This window comes from Paraburkholderia sp. FW306-2-2C-D06C (assembly GCF_058781505.1).
Window position 1 is genome coordinate 12,661 of sequence record NZ_JBYSWU010000019.1, and the last position, 16,349, is coordinate 29,009.

Consider the following 16,349-nt stretch of genomic DNA (forward strand, 5'->3'; position numbering starts at 1 on the left):
GTTGAGTACAACTTTTGGTGACGAACAAGGAGCAGATCGTGTCAGAAAGTCGTGAGAAGGGACGTCAGGTGGTTCGTGAAATGTTGGGGGAGGAATTTCTGGGTGCAATGGATGCCGCCGCCGCATCCGGCGGCTTCGGTGCCGACGCGGCGTCGCTCGCCCTTGAAAATGCGTTTGGCGATGCATGGGCGCGGCCGGGCCTCGATCGCCGCTCGCGAAGCCTCGTCACGCTGGGCATGCTGATCGCACAACGTACGCCTTGGGAGTTCAGCAATCATGTCCGCATCGGACTTGCGAACGGTTTGACGGAGAAGGAACTGGAAGAGGTGGTCCTGCATGCCATTCCGTACGTCGGCTTTCCTGCAGTGAGCATCGCGCTTAAGGCTTGCAAGGATGTGCTGGGTGAACGGGTCGCGACTGTTCAGGAGTAGCGGGCATCAGGGGCGGCGCGACGAAGTTCGAAAATGGCGCATAGAGTAGTGAGCCCACGAGCAGGACAAGCTAACGACGGGATGACGGAGATGAATGCAGGACGACCTTCACACGACCCTTGGATGGACATGCCATTTCGACCGCTCCGCCTTGGCGCGACAAAGGCAACCATTGAACAGCGTCCTGACGGGAGCGTGGTCTACGAGCTGGAGGAAGCACTGGAGCCCTATCCGACACGTCTGACTGAGCGGTTGGTGCATTGGGCCGCGCTCGCACCTGAGCGGCCACTGCTTGCGCGACGCTCAGCCGCTGGCGCCAGCTGGGAGTATTTGACGTACCGGCAGGCGCTCGACGGCGCACGGGCGCTGGGCGAGGCGTTGCTCGCCCGGGGTCTGTCGCCGAACAAGCCGCTGATGATCCTCTCGGATCGCGGTTTCGAACATGCGCTTCTCGCGCTGGCCGCGCTGCATGTCGGCGTGCCCTATGTCCCGGTTACGTCAGCGTATTCGTTGCTGTCCGAGGACTTCTCCAAGCTGAAACATCTCGCAGCGGTGTGCACGCCGGGCCTGGTGTTTGCGGACGATGGCGCGCTTTACGGCCGGGCGCTGCGCGAAGTGTTCGGCGAGGTCGAATGCCTGGTGAGCGGCACGCTGCCGGAAGGACGCGCCGCCTCACGCTTTTCCGACTGGCTTGCGACGCCCGTTACCGCTGCGGTCGATGAGGCGTTCGCCAACGTCGGCCCCGATACGGTGGGCAAGATCATGTTCACGTCCGGTACGACCGGAGCGCCGAAGGGCGTAATTTACTCGCAGCGTATGTTGTGCAGCAACCGGCAGCAGGTCGCACAGACCTTCGCCTTTCTTCAGGATGCACCACCCATGCTGGTCGACTGGCTTCCGTGGCATCACACCTTTGGCGGCACGCATAACTTCGGCATGGTGCTCTACGGCGGCGGGACGTACTACATGGATCCCGGCAAGCCCACTCCTGAGCAGATTGGTCCGACGGTTGAAGCATTGCGGGAAATCGCGCCGGTCATCTACCTGAATACGCCTCAAGGGCTGGCGGCGCTGATTCCGCATCTGCGCGCCGACGATGCGTTGCGGCGGAACTTCTTCAGCAAGCTGGCGTTGATCTACTACGGCGGCGCCAGTCTCCCGGAATACATCTGGGCCGCGTTCGACGAGCTTGCTGTGGAGACGATCGGCCAGCGCGTGCTGATCATGTCAGGGCTGGGCGGCACCGAAGCTGGCCCGACGCCGATGTCGGCAGCGTGGGACCCGAGGCGGGAAGCGATTGCCGGGCTTCCGGTTCCCGGCGTCAAGGTCAAGGTGGTACCGGTGGGCGCGAAGCTGGAGATTCGCTATGCAGGCGATTGTGTGACGCCAGGGTACTGGAAGGATCCTGAGCGGACCCGCGCGTCGTTTGATGAGGAGGGCTATTTCTGTTCAGGCGACGCCGGCACGTTCATCGATCCGCAGCATCCGGAGAAGGGCCTGCGCTTCGACGGCCGCCTCGCCGAAAACTTCAAACTGTCCTCTGGCACCTGGGTGAACGTGGCCGAACTGCGTCTCGCTGCCTTGAACGTGTTGTCACCGTACGCGCGTGACGTCGTGATCGCCGGTCATGATCGCGATTTTCTCACTGCACTGGTGTTTCCTGATCTGGAAGCGTGCCGCGCATTGTGTGACGACCTGTCTGACCCAACGCTGGACGCGGAGCAGATCGTCATCAGCGCGGGCGTGCGTGCGCATTTCCAGAACGGGCTCGATACGCTGGCGACACGTCCAGGCGGCAGCTCGAGCCGGATCGTGCGGATCGCGCTCGAAAGCGAGCCACCGACGCTCGACAACGGTGAATTGAGCGCAAAGGGGGCCATCAGTCAGGCCAACGTCCTCACGCGGAGGCGCGACGTGGTGGCTGAGCTGTATGAGGCCGTCCCGACGCCGCGCACGCTGGTGGCGCGAAGCGCACGCTCTGCGAGCGCGGCTAGCCAGTCCTGACGAACTGAACCACAGGAAGCCACACGATGGATTTTCACGTCGATCCCGCGGACAAAGCCTTCCGCAAAGAGGTGCAGGATTTTCTGAAGGCGCATTTGCCTTCTGATCTCGCCTGGCGCGGCCAGCAAGGCTTTCTAGCGGGTGACGACGATGCGTTGCGCTGGACCCGTATCCTGTACGAAACGCGCGGCTGGTCCGTGCCGCACTGGCCGGCCGACGTCGGCGGTACGGAATGGACTGCCGCCCAACGCTATATCTTTGAGGAAGAGTGTTATCTGGCGGGCGCACCTGCGCAGAATCAGGCGGGTGTGTCGCTGGTCGGGCCGGTGATCTGCGAATTCGGTAACGAAGAGCAGAAGCGTCGTTTCCTGCCGCCGATCCAGCGTGGCGAGGTGTTTTGGACCCAGGGCTTTTCCGAGCCCGGCTCGGGTTCCGACCTTGCATCGCTGCGCACGACGGCCGTTCGCGACGGCGATCACTACGTCGTCAACGGTCAGAAAATCTGGACCAGCTTTGGCGGCTACGGTCAGTGGAACTTCGTGCTGGTCCGCACCGATTCAGAGGCCAAGCCGCAGAAGGGCATTTCCTTTCTGCTCCTCGATATGAAGTCACCGGGCGTGACTGTCCGGCCGATTGCGACCCTCGACGGTTGCAACCACCTCGCCGAAGTGTTCTACGACAACGTGCGCGTGCCGGCGGAAAACCTGATCGGTGAAGAAAACAAGGGCTGGGGTTACACGAAGTTCCTGCTGTTCAATGAGCGCGCTTTCCTGGGCGCCGAAGCGCCGGCACTGAAGCGCTATCTGCGCAAGATTCGTCACTACGCGATGCGTGAGTGTGCAGGCGGCGCGCCCCTGATCGAAGATCTGACGTTCGCGGCGAGGCTCGCGCAATACGAACTCGAAGTGCTTGCCATCGACATGGCGGTGCAGAAAATCCTGCATCAGGGTCTGGACGAGCGTAGCGGCGGCATGGCCATCGGCTCGATGCTCAAGGTGCGTGGTTCCGAGTTGCATCAGAAGTTGACCGAGATGCTGCTTGAAGTGATCGGCGATTACGGCGCGGTGTTCTATGCCGATCCGAACGAAGAACACGCGCTGCGGGAGCAAACCTTCGTGGGACCGGATTACGCGCCGGGTCTTGCTGCTGAAGTGTTCTACCGGCGCGCCTGCACGATCTATGGCGGTACGGCCGAAATCCAGCGCAACATCATCGCTAAGGGGCTGTTCGGGCTGTGACGGCTGACTGGATGCACTAGCGCGGGTGACTTTATCGGCGCGACATTACTTCTCTGGCTGGCAGGAAAGGAAGCGGCATGAACTTTGATCTGAGCGGCGAACAGCAGATGTTGCAGGACAGCGTACAGCGCTTCGTGCAAAAGGACTATACGTTTGAGCATCGCCGCAAACTGGTGGCGCATGGAAACGGTTTTTCGCGCGACATGTGGCGCACATTTGGCGAGATGGGTTGGCTCGGCGTCGCGGTACCCGAAGCATTCGGTGGTCCTGGCTTTACGCAGGTGGAAAGCGCGCTCATCGCAGAGCAGCTTGGGCGTGCTCTGGTACTGGAGCCTTATGTCATGTGCGGCGTCTTCCCCGCAGCGCTGGTGACCCGTTGCGCGAGCGGCAAACAACGCGACGCGTTGCTGGCAGAGATTATCTCGGGCGAAACGGTGATTGCGGTCGCGCACAGCGAGCGTGAAGCGAGAGGCGTCGTGTCGCATGTGGCCGCGACAGCACGGCTCATGGCGGATGGTGCATGGCGTCTCGATGGCCACAAGACCCTGGTGGTCGGCGCGCCGGCGGCGGATCGCCTGATCGTCGTTGCACGTGTCGCTGGCGGCGTGCGCGATGATTCCGGCCTCGCGCTCTTCATCGTCGATTCGCGTGCGCCTGGTGTGACGCTCGAGCCGTATCGTTTGCTCGACGGCACACCTGCCGCCGATCTGCTCCTCGCCAACGTGAGCGTTGATGCAACAGCGGTATTGGGCACACCCGGTTCGGTGCTGGCGGGCCTGCAGGCAGCCGTCGACGAAGCCATCGTCGCGAGTTGTGCCGAGCTGGTAGGTGATATCGACGATACGGTCGACCTTACAGCGGAATACCTGAAGACGCGTAAGCAGTTCGGCGTTCCCATTGGCAGCTTTCAGGCACTGCAGCACCGGATTGCCGATATGGCAATCGATGCCATGCAGGCGAGGGCAACGTTGCATCGGGCGCTACGCGCGCTGACCGCGGATGGCGAAACGCGCAGTGTGGAGGTGTCGGGTTGCAAAGCCCAAACTATCCGGAGCGGGAAATTCGTCACCCAGCAGGGCATTCAACTGCACGGCGGTTATGGCATTACCGATGAGTACAAGGTCGGCCATCACTACCGGCGCATGCTGATCGTCGATGTCTTGTTCGGCAACATGGAGTATCACCTGAACCGATATGCCCGGCGGATTCAGGAGGAAGCACGCACCCTGGTTGCATAACCGCAAGGCTGAGGCGGTGTATGCCAATGTTTGACCGCCGTTGACGCCGGTCAAACACCACGCTGCACACGGGCTGCCTGTCGCGCAGGCGTTCGGTTCCGGATCGGCAAGGCATGAAGGCGGTGTCGCTGACCACCGCCCTCAATACGTCGAACAACCCTTACTTCACATATTTGCGAAACTCCGGCTTGCGCTTCTCACGGAACGCATTGCCGCCTTCCTTCGATTCGTCGGTGTCGTAGTAAAGCGCCAGCGCCTGCATCGCGAAAGCACCGATACCGCGGATGTTTTCGCTATCGATATTGAACGACCGCTTGGCAAGCGCGATGGCGGTCGGGCTCATCTGCAAGATCTCGTCACACCATTTCTTCGTTTCGGCATCGAGCTGGTCCGGCGGCACAGCCGCGTTGATCAAGCCCCATTCGAGCGCTTCTTTCGCGCTGTATTTGCGGCACAGATACCAGATCTCTCGCGCGCGCTTTTCGCCGATGATGCGTGCAAGGTACGCCGTGCCGAAGCCCGGGTCGACCGATCCGACCTTGGGGCCGACCTGGCCGAAAATCGCTGTGTCTGATGCGATAGCGAGGTCGCAGATCGTGACGAGCACATTGCCCCCACCGATCGCATAGCCGTTCACGCGTGCGATAACCGGTTTGGGAATGTCGCGAATAATGCTCTGCAGTTCTTCGATGGGCAGCCCGACCGTGCCGCGGCCGCCATAACCATCGCCGGACTGGTCGCCACCCGTGCAGAAGGCTTTTTCACCCGCGCCGGTCAACACGACGACGCCGATATCCTTGTTCCACCCCGCTTTGCCGAATGCCTTGATCAGTTCCTCGCAGGTATTGGCGTTGAACGCGTTGTAGACCTTCGGGCGGTTGAGGGTGATCGTCGCGACGCCGTCGGCTTCGCGATAGAGAATGTCCTGAAATTCCATGTGGATGGTCCGGTTGCGGGTTGAATAAGCGGAATGCGGCGTTCAGCCTGCCATCGTCAGACCGCCGGAGATGCTGATCACCTGACCGGTGATGAAAGCGGCATCGTCGCTGGAGAGGAAGGCGACCGTTCCGGCGATATCGCCCGGTTCGCCCATGCGCCCGAACGGCACGGCTTTCACCAGCGCGGCCTTGATGCGTTCGCCTTTTTCACCCTGCGCCAGGTTGTCGAGCAGCGCGGTGGCAGTGGGGCCGGGACATACGACGTTGATGGGAATCTGTTGCCTCGCCATTTCGCGCGCCATGGTCTTCGAAAAGGCGATGATGCCGCCCTTGCAGAACGAGTACACCGCCTCCATCGACGAGCCGACGCGGCCGGCATCCGACGAGATATTCACGACCTTCCCGCGGCCGCGTTCGGTCATGCGCTTGAGCACGGCGTGATGCATATTGAGCGGGCCGTACAGATTGATGGCGACCACCTTGTCCCAGAACGGCTTTTCAGTCTGGAGGAAAAAGGCGCCCATGTCCCAGCCCGCGTTGTTGACGAGCATCTCGATCGGACCGAGTTCTGCTTCGACATGCGCGACAGCCGCATTCACGCCTGCGTGGTCGGTGATGTCGACACGATACGCGCGAGCCTTGCCGCCGGCGGATTCGATCTCGGTCACCACCCGCCCGGCACTTTCGGTATTCAGGTCGAACAGCGCGACGATGGAGCCTTCTTCGCCAAAGCGTTTGCAGATGGCGGTGCCGATGCCGCCCGCACCACCCGTGACTACCACGACCTTGTTCTTCAGACCTTTCATTTTCGGATTCCTCGCAGGATGTAGCGGGGCGCTTCGGCGCCCGTCAAGCCTTGGTGATAGTTTCAGGAGTGGTTGTCGTTTCGACCGGCATGCGGCCACTCAGCTTTGCGGCCTCGCTTGGGGTATATCCGGCCTCAAGGAGGATTTCGATGCTGTGCTCGCCCAGGTTCGGCGGCAGGTAGCGCACATTGCCCGGCGACTCGGAGAAGTGCACAGGGATCGACGTCATGACCATGTCGCCTTCCGTCGGGTGCTCGTAGTGCTGGAAGAACCCCGTCGCCTTGATGTACTCGTCCTGCATCAGGTCGTTCAGCTCGCGCACCGGACCGTGCGGCACGTCGGCCGCCGCGAAGATGGCGTTCCACTCGGCCGTGGTGCGGGTCCGGATTGCGTCGCTGACGACGCGGTATAGCTCGTTGATATTGCGCATGCGGTCAGCCATGCGGCCAAAGCGGGGGTCTTCGAGCAGATGGGCTGCGTCGATCGCGCATAGCACACGCCGCCATTGATCGTTGTTGACCGCCAGCAGGCAGATATGGCCGTCCTTGGTCGCATAGGGCCGGCGGTGGGGCGAGAACATCCGCGTATAACCGAGGCCCTTGCCGTCGGCCGACCCCAGCGCGCCTTCCCACAGATGTTCGAACAGGTTGAACTGCAGCATCGTTTCGAACATCGGCACTTGCACGCACTGGCCGAGACCCGTGCGTTCGCGGTGGTACAGCGCCATGCTCACTGACGAGGCCAGCACATAGCCGCAGAACTTGTCGACGATCACGGTGGGGAAATAACGCGGCGAGCCATCCGCATCACGATTCATGGCGGCGATGCCGGTTTCGCCCTGGATGACATCGTCGAAAGCTGGGCGATCCTTGTAGGGGCCGTCCGGACGGTAGCCCGGTCCCGACGCATAAATGATGCGTGGATTGCGTGCCTTGACGCTTTCGTAATCGATCCCGAGACGCTTCGCCGCGCTGGGCCGCATGCTGTGAATGAAGACGTCCGCGGTCTCGGCGAGGCGCAGCAGTGCTTCTCGACACTCGGCCAGCTTCAGGTTCAGCGACACGCTCCGCTTGTTGCGGTTCATGATCGTGTAGAACACCGCCATATCGGGGTTGCGGCCAGGGCCGTTCTTGCGGTTCTGGTCGCCCTCCGGCGGCTCGATCTTGATGACGTCCGCGCCCATGTCACCCAGCAACTGCGTGGCGACGGGCCCCAGCACATTAATTGTCAGATCGATCACGCGCACACCGGTCAGCGGGCCAGTTGGCAGATCCAGAGGTTGCTGTGGCGTGTGCATGGTCAGGCCTTGTAATTTTTTCCCTTCACCAGCCGCAGGGGGGTATAGACCAAGACTTCCGAGCCGTCCTGCTTGAACACCCGGTTGCGCGTGCGCACCAGTCCCAGTCCTGGGCGCCCATTGCTGGCGCGGCATTCGATCACCTCGCATTCGGCATGAACCGTGTCGCCCACGAAGGTCGGACCCTTGATATCGAGTTCCATGTTCAGGAATGCAAAGCCCACGCCTTGCATCGTCGCCTGCGTGAGCAGTCCTTCGATAAACGTAAACACTAGTGCGCCCGGTGCAACCCGGCCTTTGATGGCGGATGTCTCTTTCAGAAATTCAGTGTTGGTGAACAGCACTTCGAGCATGCCCGTTACTGAAACGAAATTGACGACATCCGCTTCGGTCACCGTACGACCAACGGTCCTGAATCTGCGGCCGACGGGCAGATCTTCCCAATGAATCCCCAAGCCAACTGTTTCGATCTCTTCCATTTGCCTGTCCTCTTTCTCTCGTTGTCGCGCGCCGTTAGGGTCAGGACGCGTTGGTCAGTTTTTATTGACGCGTCCGAGGACGCTGTCCGCGACGATGTTTCGCTGGATCTGATTGGTTCCCTCGATGATCTGAACCACCTTGGCGTCGCGGAAATAGCGGTTGATCGGGTATTCGTTCGAGATCCCCGCTGCACCGAACAACTGCACGGCGTCGGTGGCGACTTTCATCGCGACGTCGGAGGCGAACAGCTTCGCCATCGCCGCCATCGGGGCCAGCTCGCTCCCGGTCACGCCAGCGTCCACCAGAGATGCCGTGCGATAAACGAGCTGGCGCGCGGCTTCGGTCTGCGTGACCATGTCGGCTACCATCCAGCGCACGCCCTGGAAGTTGCTGATGGTTTGCCCGAACGCGACGCGGTCCTGAATGAAACGGATGGTGTGATCGATCGCGCCCTGCGCGATGCCCACCGCGCGTGCCGCCACGATCGGACGGCTGGTGTTGAGCGCTTCCATCGCCACCTTGAAGCCTTGCCCGCCTTCGGGGCCGAGCCGGTTGTCGGCGCTGATAAGAGCGTCGTCGAAGAAGAGCGGGCAGGAAGCGACACCGCGCGCGCCCATCTTGTCTTCCTCGCGGCCGATCGTGAGGCCGGGTGTCTCGCGATCGACGATGAACAGGTTGATGCCGAGCGGCTTGCCCTCTTCATCGAGCGTTTTCGCCGCTACCAGCATGAAATCGGCGATGTGCGAATTGGTGCACCAGATCTTCGCGCCGTTCAGCACGTAGCCGTCCTGGTGGCGGCGTGCGGTGGTGCGGATGCCCGAGACGTCCGAGCCGCTCTGCGATTCGGTGATGGAAAGTGCGCCACGCAGTTCGCCTGACGCAAGCCCAGGCAGCAGGCGCGCCTTCTGCTCTTCGGTGCCGCCTTCCAGAATCGCGCCGAACGGCGTCCATTGAACGACCAGCAGATAACCCGTGTTGTAGCAAACCCGCCCGAATTCCTCGACAGCGATGCAGGCTGACATCACGCTGCCGGCGCCGCCGTACGCTTCGGGAAACGGCAGCGTGAAAAGGCCCAGTTCCTTGAGCAACGCATACATGTCGTGCGGATACTCGGCGCTGCGGTCGATTGCGTCCGCGCGCGGCGCGACCCGTTCCGTTGCGACGCGCCGTATCAGATCGCGGATCTGAATCTGATCGTCTGTCAGTTGATAAGTCACGTTGTAAGTCTCTTGCGAATGGTGCGAGGCCCGACACGTAAAAAGCTTTCGAAGGCGCGTATTGATGCAACGCGCGCTCAAGCCGTTTCCCGGATGCTAGTTGCTTGCTTCAACATACTGAACAATGTTCGATAAAGTAAACGATGACCTGGGGCTCGTCAAGCGCGATATCGAACGGGCAGGGGTTTGCCCGTAGTGCGTCGCGGGCGCGGTTCAGTTGTAGTGAGAGCCTTGTCAGGCGGCGCGCCAGGGCCGTTCGCCGAGATTGACATGACGGTTTCAGCGTGTTTAAAATGTGGAACATCGTTCGGGTATTTGATTTTTTGCGGTTGAAAACTGGTGTGACGGCTGGGTTCGGCATCAAGGCCCGTGGCGGAATTCATTGGAGGAGCGGGAAATGGAGTCTGTTTGTCCCGAAGTCGACTATCAGAGGTTTCTGGCCGAAGGCCGCTTGATGATCCAGCGCAGTCGCGGCAGCGGCCGTCACGTGTTCTATCCACGGGTGGCCGAGCCGGTCACGGGCGCGCTCGATCTCGAATGGATCGAAGCCTGCGGACGCGGCACGGTTTACTCGACCACGGTGGTGAGGCAGAAGGCACCCACGCCGAGTTACAACGTCGCGCTGATCGACCTCGACGAAGGGGTGCGGATGATCAGTTGCGTCGAAGGGGTCGAGCCGGATGCGGTGCGCATTGGCATGCCCGTTCAGGCAAAGATCGTATATAGGAACGACGCGCCGCTGCTCGTCTTCGAGCCAGCCTAAGGGCAGCTAACCGGCAGCATGCGCGCAAGGCAGCGGCTGCATCGACGAGAGACAGATCGCATGGAATTCAACTTACGTGGACGTACCGCGCTGGTGGCAGGCACGACATACGGAATCGGCGAGGCGCCGGGGATGTCGTCGCTGGATCTCGCGGCGCGGGCGTCGGTCGATGCGCTGGCACAAGTCGGGCTGTCGCCCGGCGATGTCGACGGCCTGTTCGTCTGCACGCCCGACGACATGTTGTCGGGCCTGACATTCGCTGAGTATCTCGGCATCCACCCCAGGTTCACCGACAACAACCGCAGCGGCGGCTCGGCATTCGAAATCTACGCGCACACGGCCGCTATGGCACTGGTCACCGGCCAGATCGACGTCGCGCTGATTGCTTATGGCAGCAATCAGCGCAGCGCGTCGGGCAAACTGGTGCAATCATCCCGCCCTTCGCCGTGGGAGAGCCCCTATAAGCCGATGAACCCTGTGTCGTCGTATGCGCTCGCCGCAGCCCGCCATATGCACCAGTACGGCACAACCCGCAGGGATCTTGCCGAGGTGGCGGTCGCAGCGCGCAAGTGGGCCCAACTCAACCCTGAAGCCTTCGTGCGTACCCCGTTGTCGGTCGACGATGTGCTAGGCGCGCGCCTCGTATCCGACCCGCTTTCCGTGCGCGACTGTTGCCTCGTAACCGATGGCGCGGCGGCGGTCGTGATGGTGCGCGCCGAACGGGCGCGCGACCTGACTGACAAGCCGGTGTATCTGCTGGGCGCAGCTTCAGCCACATCGCATCGCGAGATCGCGAACATGCCCGACCTGACCGTGACGGCGGCCAATGAATCAGGGCGACGCGCCTATGAGATGGCGGGCGTCAGCGCCAGCGAGATCGACGTCGCGATGCTGTACGACGCATTTACGATCAACACGATTCTCTTCCTCGAGGATCTTGGCTTTTGTCCGAAGGGCGAGGGCGGCCGTTTCGTCTCCGATGGTGGGATCGCGCCTGGCGGCCGTCTGGCGGTCAACACGAACGGCGGTGGCTTGTCATGCGTGCATCCAGGCATGTACGGCTTGTTTCTGATCGAAGAAGCGCTGCGGCAGCTGACAGGTCGTGCTGGAGAGCGCCAGGTGCCGGGCGCGCGGCTTGCCGTCGCGCATGGCAATGGCGGCGTATTGTCGAGTCAGGCTACCGTGATTCTCGGCACCGAAGAAACGTTGTGACCGGCGCCAGCGGGCCCGTGCCCTGCGCCATGGAGTCAGCAGCGCACCGACCCAGCAGTCCGGGTCAACAGGAGACAGACAGATGAGCGAACAGGTCACCGGCGACGCGACACAGATCGTGCAGGTCCAGCATGACGGTGCGATCGCAATCGTCACCCTGAACTACCTCGAACGGCGCAACGCGTTTTCGCTGAAAATGCGCGAGACGTTGTACGACCGTCTGCATTACCTGATGCACCACGATGAGGGGTGCCGGGCGATCGTGCTGACAGGTGCCGGCAACACGTTCTGCGCGGGCGGCGACATCTCGGAGATGAAGCCGCGCAAGGTGCTCGAATACCGTGAGCGCAACCAGCTGCCGCTCGAGATCTTCAAGCTGATGGTGTCAGGGCCGAAGGCCATCGTCGCGGCGGTCGAGGGTTTTGCGTTTGGCGCGGGCCTTTCGCTCGCCGCCGCATGCGACATGGTGGTCAGCTCATCAGCAGCGCGCTATTCGAGCGCGTTCGTCAAGGTCGGATTGATGCCGGATACAGGCCTTTACTGGTCTCTCGCGCAACGCATCGGCGGCGGACGGGCGCGCGAGCTGATGCTGAGCGCCCGCGAATTCAACGGCACGGAAGCCTTGCAGATCGGCTTCGCCAATCAGGTCGCCGAGCCCGGGCAGACGCTTGGTGCGGCGCTGGACGTCGCCCGCCTGTATGCCGCGCTGCCGGCGGTGGCCACGGCGCATCTCAAGGCGGCGCTGGCGACCGGTATCCGCACGCTCGACGAAGCGATCGAAACCGAGGTCAATCTGCAGCCCATCCTGCGCCGTAGCCGTGAACATCGCGAGGCCGTCAGCGCCTTCATGGAAAAGCGCAAACCGGTATTCGTGGCCGACTAGGGGACGCACATCATGAGCGAAAAGCATCCGGATAAGAGCAACGCGTCCGCGTCGATCGAAGTGACCCGGGATGGCTCGGTGGCGATTGTCACGCTGAACAATCCCGGCCGCCGCAATGCGATGGGGCGGCAGATGCGTCAGTCGCTGCGCGACACGATGCACTGCCTGCTGACGGCCGATCCCGACTCGCGCGCGATCGTGCTCACCGGTGCGGGCGAGCATTTCTGCGCCGGCGCCGATATCTCTGAAATGACGCAGCGGACCATCATGCAAAGCCGCGAGATTCTGGCCGAATCGTGCGTCGTGGTGCGCGACATGCTGGCGGGCGCGAAGCCGGTCGTGGCCGCCGTCGAAGGCGTGGCGTTTGGCGCGGGCCTGTCGCTGGCGGTGGCCACCGATTACGTGGTGGCGGCCTCGAATGCGCGCTTTTGCGCGGCTTTTCTGCGGATCGGGCTGATTCCCGACACCGGCATTCTGTGGACGCTCCCCGAAAAAATCGGCATGGCGCGTGCCAGAGAGATGCTGTCGCTCGCGGCGGAGATCGATGGCGTCAGGGCCGGTGAGATGGGTCTCGCGAACGAGGTCGTCGAGGCGGGCGCGGCACTCGCTGCCGCGGTCGAAGTGGCCCGCGGCCTAGCCGCTCATCCGCCGCTTGGCGTGGCGCTGCTCAAGGCGGCGCTGACCGACGGCGCCACCACGATGGATGCGGCGTTGCGTGCCGAGGTCGACTATCAGCCAGTGCTGCGCCAGTCCAAAGACCACCAGGACGCATGCCAGGCGTTTTTCGACAAGAGCACGCCGGTCTTTACCGGTCAATGAAGCTTGCGGAGGCTCCTATGAGTATCGAGCTAAATGAAGCACTGGGCGGCGCAAGCGGCGCGGGCGACCAGCCGGGCACGGACGATCTGAAAGACATCGTGCAGGTGCGCCACGAGGGCGATGTGGCGGTCGTCACAATGAACTATCCGCAACGCCGCAATGCGTTCTCGATGAAGATGCGCGTTGCGCTGATCGACGTCTTCCAGCACCTCATGCATGAAGACGCCGCGACGCGCGCGATCGTACTGACCGGCGCGGGCGGCCATTTCTGCGCAGGCGGCGACCTGTCCGAAATGCAGGCTCTCACGCCTACGCTGCTTGAACTGCGCGAACGCATTGCCGTGGGCGTGCGTCTGTTCCGATTGATCTACACCGGCACCAAGCCGGTCGTCGCTGCGGTCGAGGGCACCTGCTTCGGCGCCGGGCTATCACTGGCTGCCGCGTGCGATCTCGCCGTGAGCAGCAATGAGGCTAAATATTGCTGCGCCTTCGCCATGGTGGGCTTGCTGCCTGACACCGGGCTGCTTTGGACGTTGCCGCAGAAGGTCGGCGGTGGCAAGGCGCGCGAATTGATGTTGAAAGCGCAGGTGATCGATGCGGCGACGGCGTTGCGCATCGGCCTGGTCAACCAGACCACCGAGGCGGGCGGCGCGCTCGACGCGGCAATCCAGCAGGCTGCGCGCTTCGCCAGCTATCCGCCCGTTACGCTGGCGCTGTTGAAGGCGAGCCTCGTCAACGCAGGCAACTCGATCGAAGACGCGTGGCGGCTGGAAGTCGATTTGAACCCGTTGACGCGTCAGACTGGCGACCACACAGAAGCTGTGGCCGCGTTCATGGAGAAGCGCAACCCCGTTTTTACCGGCACCTGAGCGGCACCTGAGCGTCCCGGCGGGTGCGCCGTTTCGCCTTTGCGTTCGTTGTGTCGCCCCTTGTTTCCGGCCACTGGATTTTACGGAAGTACACCGACCATGTTCACACCCGATCTGCTCAAGAACAAAAAGATTCTGATCACCGGCGGCGGCACCGGTCTCGGTAAGAGTATTGGCCGGCGCTATCTCGAACTCGGCGCGGAGCTGGTGATTTGCGGGCGCCGCAAGGAAGTGCTCGAGGCCACCGCCGACGAATTTCGCGCCGCTATCAGCGGTGCGCAGGTCACGACGATCACCGCCGACGTGCGCAGCGCCGAGTCGGTCGAAGCGATGATGGACACCATCTGGCAGTCCAGCCCGCTTGATCTGCTGCTCAACAACGCCGCCGCCAACTTCATCGCGCGTACCGAAACGCTCTCGGCGCGCGCGGTGGATGCGGTGCTCGACATCGTGCTGCACGGCAGTTTTTATTGCACGATCGCGGCGGGCAAGCGCTGGATCGAGGCCGGCCGCAAAGGCAACGTGATCAGCACGGTTTCCACACCGACCATAACGGGTTCGGCTTTCACTGCCCCGTCGGCGGCGGCCAAGGCCGGCGTGCTCGCGATGACGCGCAGTCTCGCGGTCGAATGGGGGCCGAAGGGGATACGCCTGAACGCCGTGGCGCCGGGTCTCTTTCCGACCGAAGGGGCTTGGGAACAACTCTATCCACCGGGCTCACAGGTCGAACCGCAGGATCGCAGCGTACCGTTGCGGCGCTTCGGCGAGCATGCCGAACTGGCCGATCTGTACGCGTACCTGGCCTCGGATGGCTCCGGCTACATCACCGGCGACATGATCGTGATCGACGGCGGCCGGTGGATGCAGGGCGTAGGCGGCCCCACCTTCCGCGCCATGCAGGACTGGAGCGACGAACAGTGGGACGCCATGCGTGCTCACGCGAGGAAGAGCTGAGTATGGGGCCGCTCGCAGGCGTCAAGATCATCGAACTGGCCGGCATCGGACCGGGCCCGATGTGCGCAATGCTGCTCGCGGATCTCGGCGCGACGGTGCTGCGCATCGACCGGCGGCAACCGGTCAAGCTGGGTATCGAGCGTCCTTTGCGTTACAACCTGCTGCTGCGCAATCGCAAGACGATTGCGCTCGATCTGAAGGATCCGGCCGCGATCGAACTCGTACTGACGCTGGTGGAAAATGCCGACGCCTTGATCGAAGGCTTTCGCCCTGGCGTGACCGAGCGTCTGGGACTCGGGCCGCAAGTGTGTCTTAAGCGCAATCCGAAGCTGGTCTACGGGCGCATTACCGGCTGGGGGCAGGAGGGGCCGCTTGCGCAGTATGCGGGTCACGATCTGAACTACATCGCCATCACGGGTGTGCTGAACGCGATCGGCCGCTTCGACCAGCCGCCCTCGATTCCGCTGAATCTGATTGGCGACTACGCGGGCGGTTCGCTGTATCTGGCGATGGGCCTGCTGGCCGCCATTCTTCATGCCCGCGATGGCGGCAGGGGTCAGGTAGTGGATGCGGCGATCGTCGACGGCACGGCGAATCTCGCCACGACCTTTTTCGGCATGCAGGCGGCGGGTATCTGGCGCGACCAGCGCGGCACCAATATCACCGATTCAGGCTCGCATTTCTACGATGTCTACGAATGCGCCGACGGCAAGTGGATAACGGTGGGTCCGATCGAAGACAAGTTCTATCTGCAACTGCTGGGTTTGCTCGAGATCGCGCCGGACACGCTGGGCGCCCAGCTCGATCAGCACAACTGGCCGGCCGCGCGCGCCTTGTTCGCGCTGAAGTTCAAGACTCGCAGCCGCGCCCAGTGGACCACCCTGCTCGAGCATTCCGATGCGTGTTTCGCGCCGGTCCTGTCGTGGTGCGAAGCGCCTGAGCATCCGCATCTGAAAGCGCGCGGAACGTTCATTGAAGTGGATGGAATCGTGCAGCCGGCGCCCGCGCCGCGTTTTTCGGCGACTGTGCCCGCGCCGCCGACGCCGCCGGAAGCACCTGATCCGGCGGCGCTGGATGCCGCGCTGTCGGTCTGGCTCGACGCGCACGCCATCAACGAACTGAAGCAAGCGGGGACGTTGGCCTGAGAGACCGATGAGCGGGACAAAAAGAATGGACGGCCGAGCGCGCTGCCGCAACGAA

At 62.6% G+C, this 16,349-nt stretch carries 16 protein-coding genes; 11 read left to right on the forward strand and 5 right to left on the reverse strand.

What is annotated here, in order from left to right:
* The first annotated feature begins 17 nt into the window (after positions 1-17).
* From AC3WLT_RS16355 to AC3WLT_RS16370, 4 genes are all read left to right on the forward strand, one after another.
* On the forward strand, positions 18-431 hold the full coding sequence (locus tag AC3WLT_RS16355) for a carboxymuconolactone decarboxylase family protein (RefSeq protein WP_492592841.1): 414 nt from the start codon (positions 18-20) through the stop codon (positions 429-431).
* A gap of 90 nt (positions 432-521) precedes the next feature.
* On the forward strand, positions 522-2,435 hold the full coding sequence (locus tag AC3WLT_RS16360) for an AMP-binding protein (RefSeq protein WP_492592751.1): 1,914 nt from the start codon (positions 522-524) through the stop codon (positions 2,433-2,435).
* Positions 2,436-2,461: 26 nt separating this feature from the next.
* Positions 2,462-3,673 carry an acyl-CoA dehydrogenase family protein gene (locus AC3WLT_RS16365; RefSeq protein ID WP_492592752.1) on the forward strand — a complete coding sequence of 404 codons (1,212 nt, stop codon included), beginning with the start codon at positions 2,462-2,464 and terminating at the stop codon, positions 3,671-3,673.
* Positions 3,674-3,750: 77 nt separating this feature from the next.
* Positions 3,751-4,911: an acyl-CoA dehydrogenase family protein gene (locus AC3WLT_RS16370; protein WP_492592753.1), complete on the forward strand. Its 1,161-nt coding sequence runs from the start codon at positions 3,751-3,753 to the stop codon at positions 4,909-4,911.
* Positions 4,912-5,071: 160 nt separating this feature from the next.
* Here the strand turns inward: AC3WLT_RS16370 and AC3WLT_RS16375 are convergent, their stop codons facing one another.
* From AC3WLT_RS16375 to AC3WLT_RS16395, 5 genes are read right to left on the reverse strand one after another with little or no spacing between them, the layout of a single operon-like run.
* Entirely contained in the window at positions 5,072-5,848 is a 777-nt protein-coding gene (locus tag AC3WLT_RS16375; RefSeq protein WP_492592754.1) for an enoyl-CoA hydratase-related protein, read from the reverse strand.
* A gap of 42 nt (positions 5,849-5,890) precedes the next feature.
* Positions 5,891-6,655 (reverse strand): SDR family oxidoreductase, encoded by a 765-nt coding sequence (locus tag AC3WLT_RS16380; RefSeq protein WP_492592755.1) that lies wholly within the window; start codon positions 6,653-6,655, stop codon positions 5,891-5,893.
* Positions 6,656-6,698: 43 nt separating this feature from the next.
* On the reverse strand, positions 6,699-7,952 hold the full coding sequence (locus AC3WLT_RS16385) for a CaiB/BaiF CoA transferase family protein (RefSeq protein WP_492592842.1): 1,254 nt from the start codon (positions 7,950-7,952) through the stop codon (positions 6,699-6,701).
* Positions 7,953-7,954: 2 nt separating this feature from the next.
* Positions 7,955-8,431, reverse strand: coding sequence for a MaoC family dehydratase (locus AC3WLT_RS16390; protein WP_492592756.1), 477 nt, complete (start codon positions 8,429-8,431; stop codon positions 7,955-7,957).
* Positions 8,432-8,485: 54 nt separating this feature from the next.
* The gene (locus AC3WLT_RS16395) at positions 8,486-9,649 is read right to left on the reverse strand and encodes an acyl-CoA dehydrogenase family protein (protein ID WP_492592757.1); all 1,164 of its coding nucleotides are present in this window, start codon (positions 9,647-9,649) and stop codon (positions 8,486-8,488) included.
* Positions 9,650-10,046: 397 nt separating this feature from the next.
* On the opposite strand from AC3WLT_RS16395, the gene AC3WLT_RS16400 reads away from it, so the two are divergent.
* From AC3WLT_RS16400 to AC3WLT_RS16430, 7 genes are all read left to right on the forward strand, one after another.
* Positions 10,047-10,412 carry a Zn-ribbon domain-containing OB-fold protein gene (locus AC3WLT_RS16400; protein ID WP_492592758.1) on the forward strand — a complete coding sequence of 122 codons (366 nt, stop codon included), beginning with the start codon at positions 10,047-10,049 and terminating at the stop codon, positions 10,410-10,412.
* Positions 10,413-10,472: 60 nt separating this feature from the next.
* A complete protein-coding gene (locus tag AC3WLT_RS16405; RefSeq protein ID WP_492592759.1) occupies positions 10,473-11,624 on the forward strand; it encodes a thiolase family protein in 1,152 nt (383 codons plus the stop codon).
* A gap of 82 nt (positions 11,625-11,706) precedes the next feature.
* A complete protein-coding gene (locus AC3WLT_RS16410) occupies positions 11,707-12,507 on the forward strand; it encodes an enoyl-CoA hydratase/isomerase family protein (protein WP_492592760.1) in 801 nt (266 codons plus the stop codon).
* 12 nt (positions 12,508-12,519) lie between these two features.
* Complete coding sequence (locus AC3WLT_RS16415) at positions 12,520-13,326, forward strand: enoyl-CoA hydratase/isomerase family protein (protein ID WP_492592761.1); 807 nt, start codon at positions 12,520-12,522, stop codon at positions 13,324-13,326.
* 17 nt (positions 13,327-13,343) lie between these two features.
* Positions 13,344-14,195 carry an enoyl-CoA hydratase/isomerase family protein gene (locus tag AC3WLT_RS16420; RefSeq protein WP_172160937.1) on the forward strand — a complete coding sequence of 284 codons (852 nt, stop codon included), beginning with the start codon at positions 13,344-13,346 and terminating at the stop codon, positions 14,193-14,195.
* A gap of 99 nt (positions 14,196-14,294) precedes the next feature.
* Positions 14,295-15,149 (forward strand): SDR family oxidoreductase, encoded by an 855-nt coding sequence (locus AC3WLT_RS16425; protein WP_172160939.1) that lies wholly within the window; start codon positions 14,295-14,297, stop codon positions 15,147-15,149.
* A gap of 2 nt (positions 15,150-15,151) precedes the next feature.
* Positions 15,152-16,294, forward strand: coding sequence for a CaiB/BaiF CoA transferase family protein (locus AC3WLT_RS16430; protein ID WP_172160941.1), 1,143 nt, complete (start codon positions 15,152-15,154; stop codon positions 16,292-16,294).
* The last annotated feature ends 55 nt before the right edge of the window (positions 16,295-16,349 follow it).

Coding starts and splice junctions, on each gene's coding strand:
- AC3WLT_RS16360 (WP_492592751.1), top strand. CDS start 522: ATGAATGCAGGACGACCTTCACACGACCCTTGGATGGACATGCCATTT.
- AC3WLT_RS16430 (WP_172160941.1), top strand. CDS start 15,152: ATGGGGCCGCTCGCAGGCGTCAAGATCATCGAACTGGCCGGCATCGGA.
- AC3WLT_RS16420 (WP_172160937.1), top strand. CDS start 13,344: ATGAGTATCGAGCTAAATGAAGCACTGGGCGGCGCAAGCGGCGCGGGC.
- AC3WLT_RS16370 (WP_492592753.1), top strand. CDS start 3,751: ATGAACTTTGATCTGAGCGGCGAACAGCAGATGTTGCAGGACAGCGTA.
- AC3WLT_RS16385 (WP_492592842.1), bottom strand. CDS start 7,952: ATGCACACGCCACAGCAACCTCTGGATCTGCCAACTGGCCCGCTGACC.
- AC3WLT_RS16365 (WP_492592752.1), top strand. CDS start 2,462: ATGGATTTTCACGTCGATCCCGCGGACAAAGCCTTCCGCAAAGAGGTG.
- AC3WLT_RS16415 (WP_492592761.1), top strand. CDS start 12,520: ATGAGCGAAAAGCATCCGGATAAGAGCAACGCGTCCGCGTCGATCGAA.
- AC3WLT_RS16425 (WP_172160939.1), top strand. CDS start 14,295: ATGTTCACACCCGATCTGCTCAAGAACAAAAAGATTCTGATCACCGGC.
- AC3WLT_RS16405 (WP_492592759.1), top strand. CDS start 10,473: ATGGAATTCAACTTACGTGGACGTACCGCGCTGGTGGCAGGCACGACA.
- AC3WLT_RS16390 (WP_492592756.1), bottom strand. CDS start 8,431: ATGGAAGAGATCGAAACAGTTGGCTTGGGGATTCATTGGGAAGATCTG.
- AC3WLT_RS16375 (WP_492592754.1), bottom strand. CDS start 5,848: ATGGAATTTCAGGACATTCTCTATCGCGAAGCCGACGGCGTCGCGACG.
- AC3WLT_RS16400 (WP_492592758.1), top strand. CDS start 10,047: ATGGAGTCTGTTTGTCCCGAAGTCGACTATCAGAGGTTTCTGGCCGAA.
- AC3WLT_RS16380 (WP_492592755.1), bottom strand. CDS start 6,655: ATGAAAGGTCTGAAGAACAAGGTCGTGGTAGTCACGGGTGGTGCGGGC.
- AC3WLT_RS16410 (WP_492592760.1), top strand. CDS start 11,707: ATGAGCGAACAGGTCACCGGCGACGCGACACAGATCGTGCAGGTCCAG.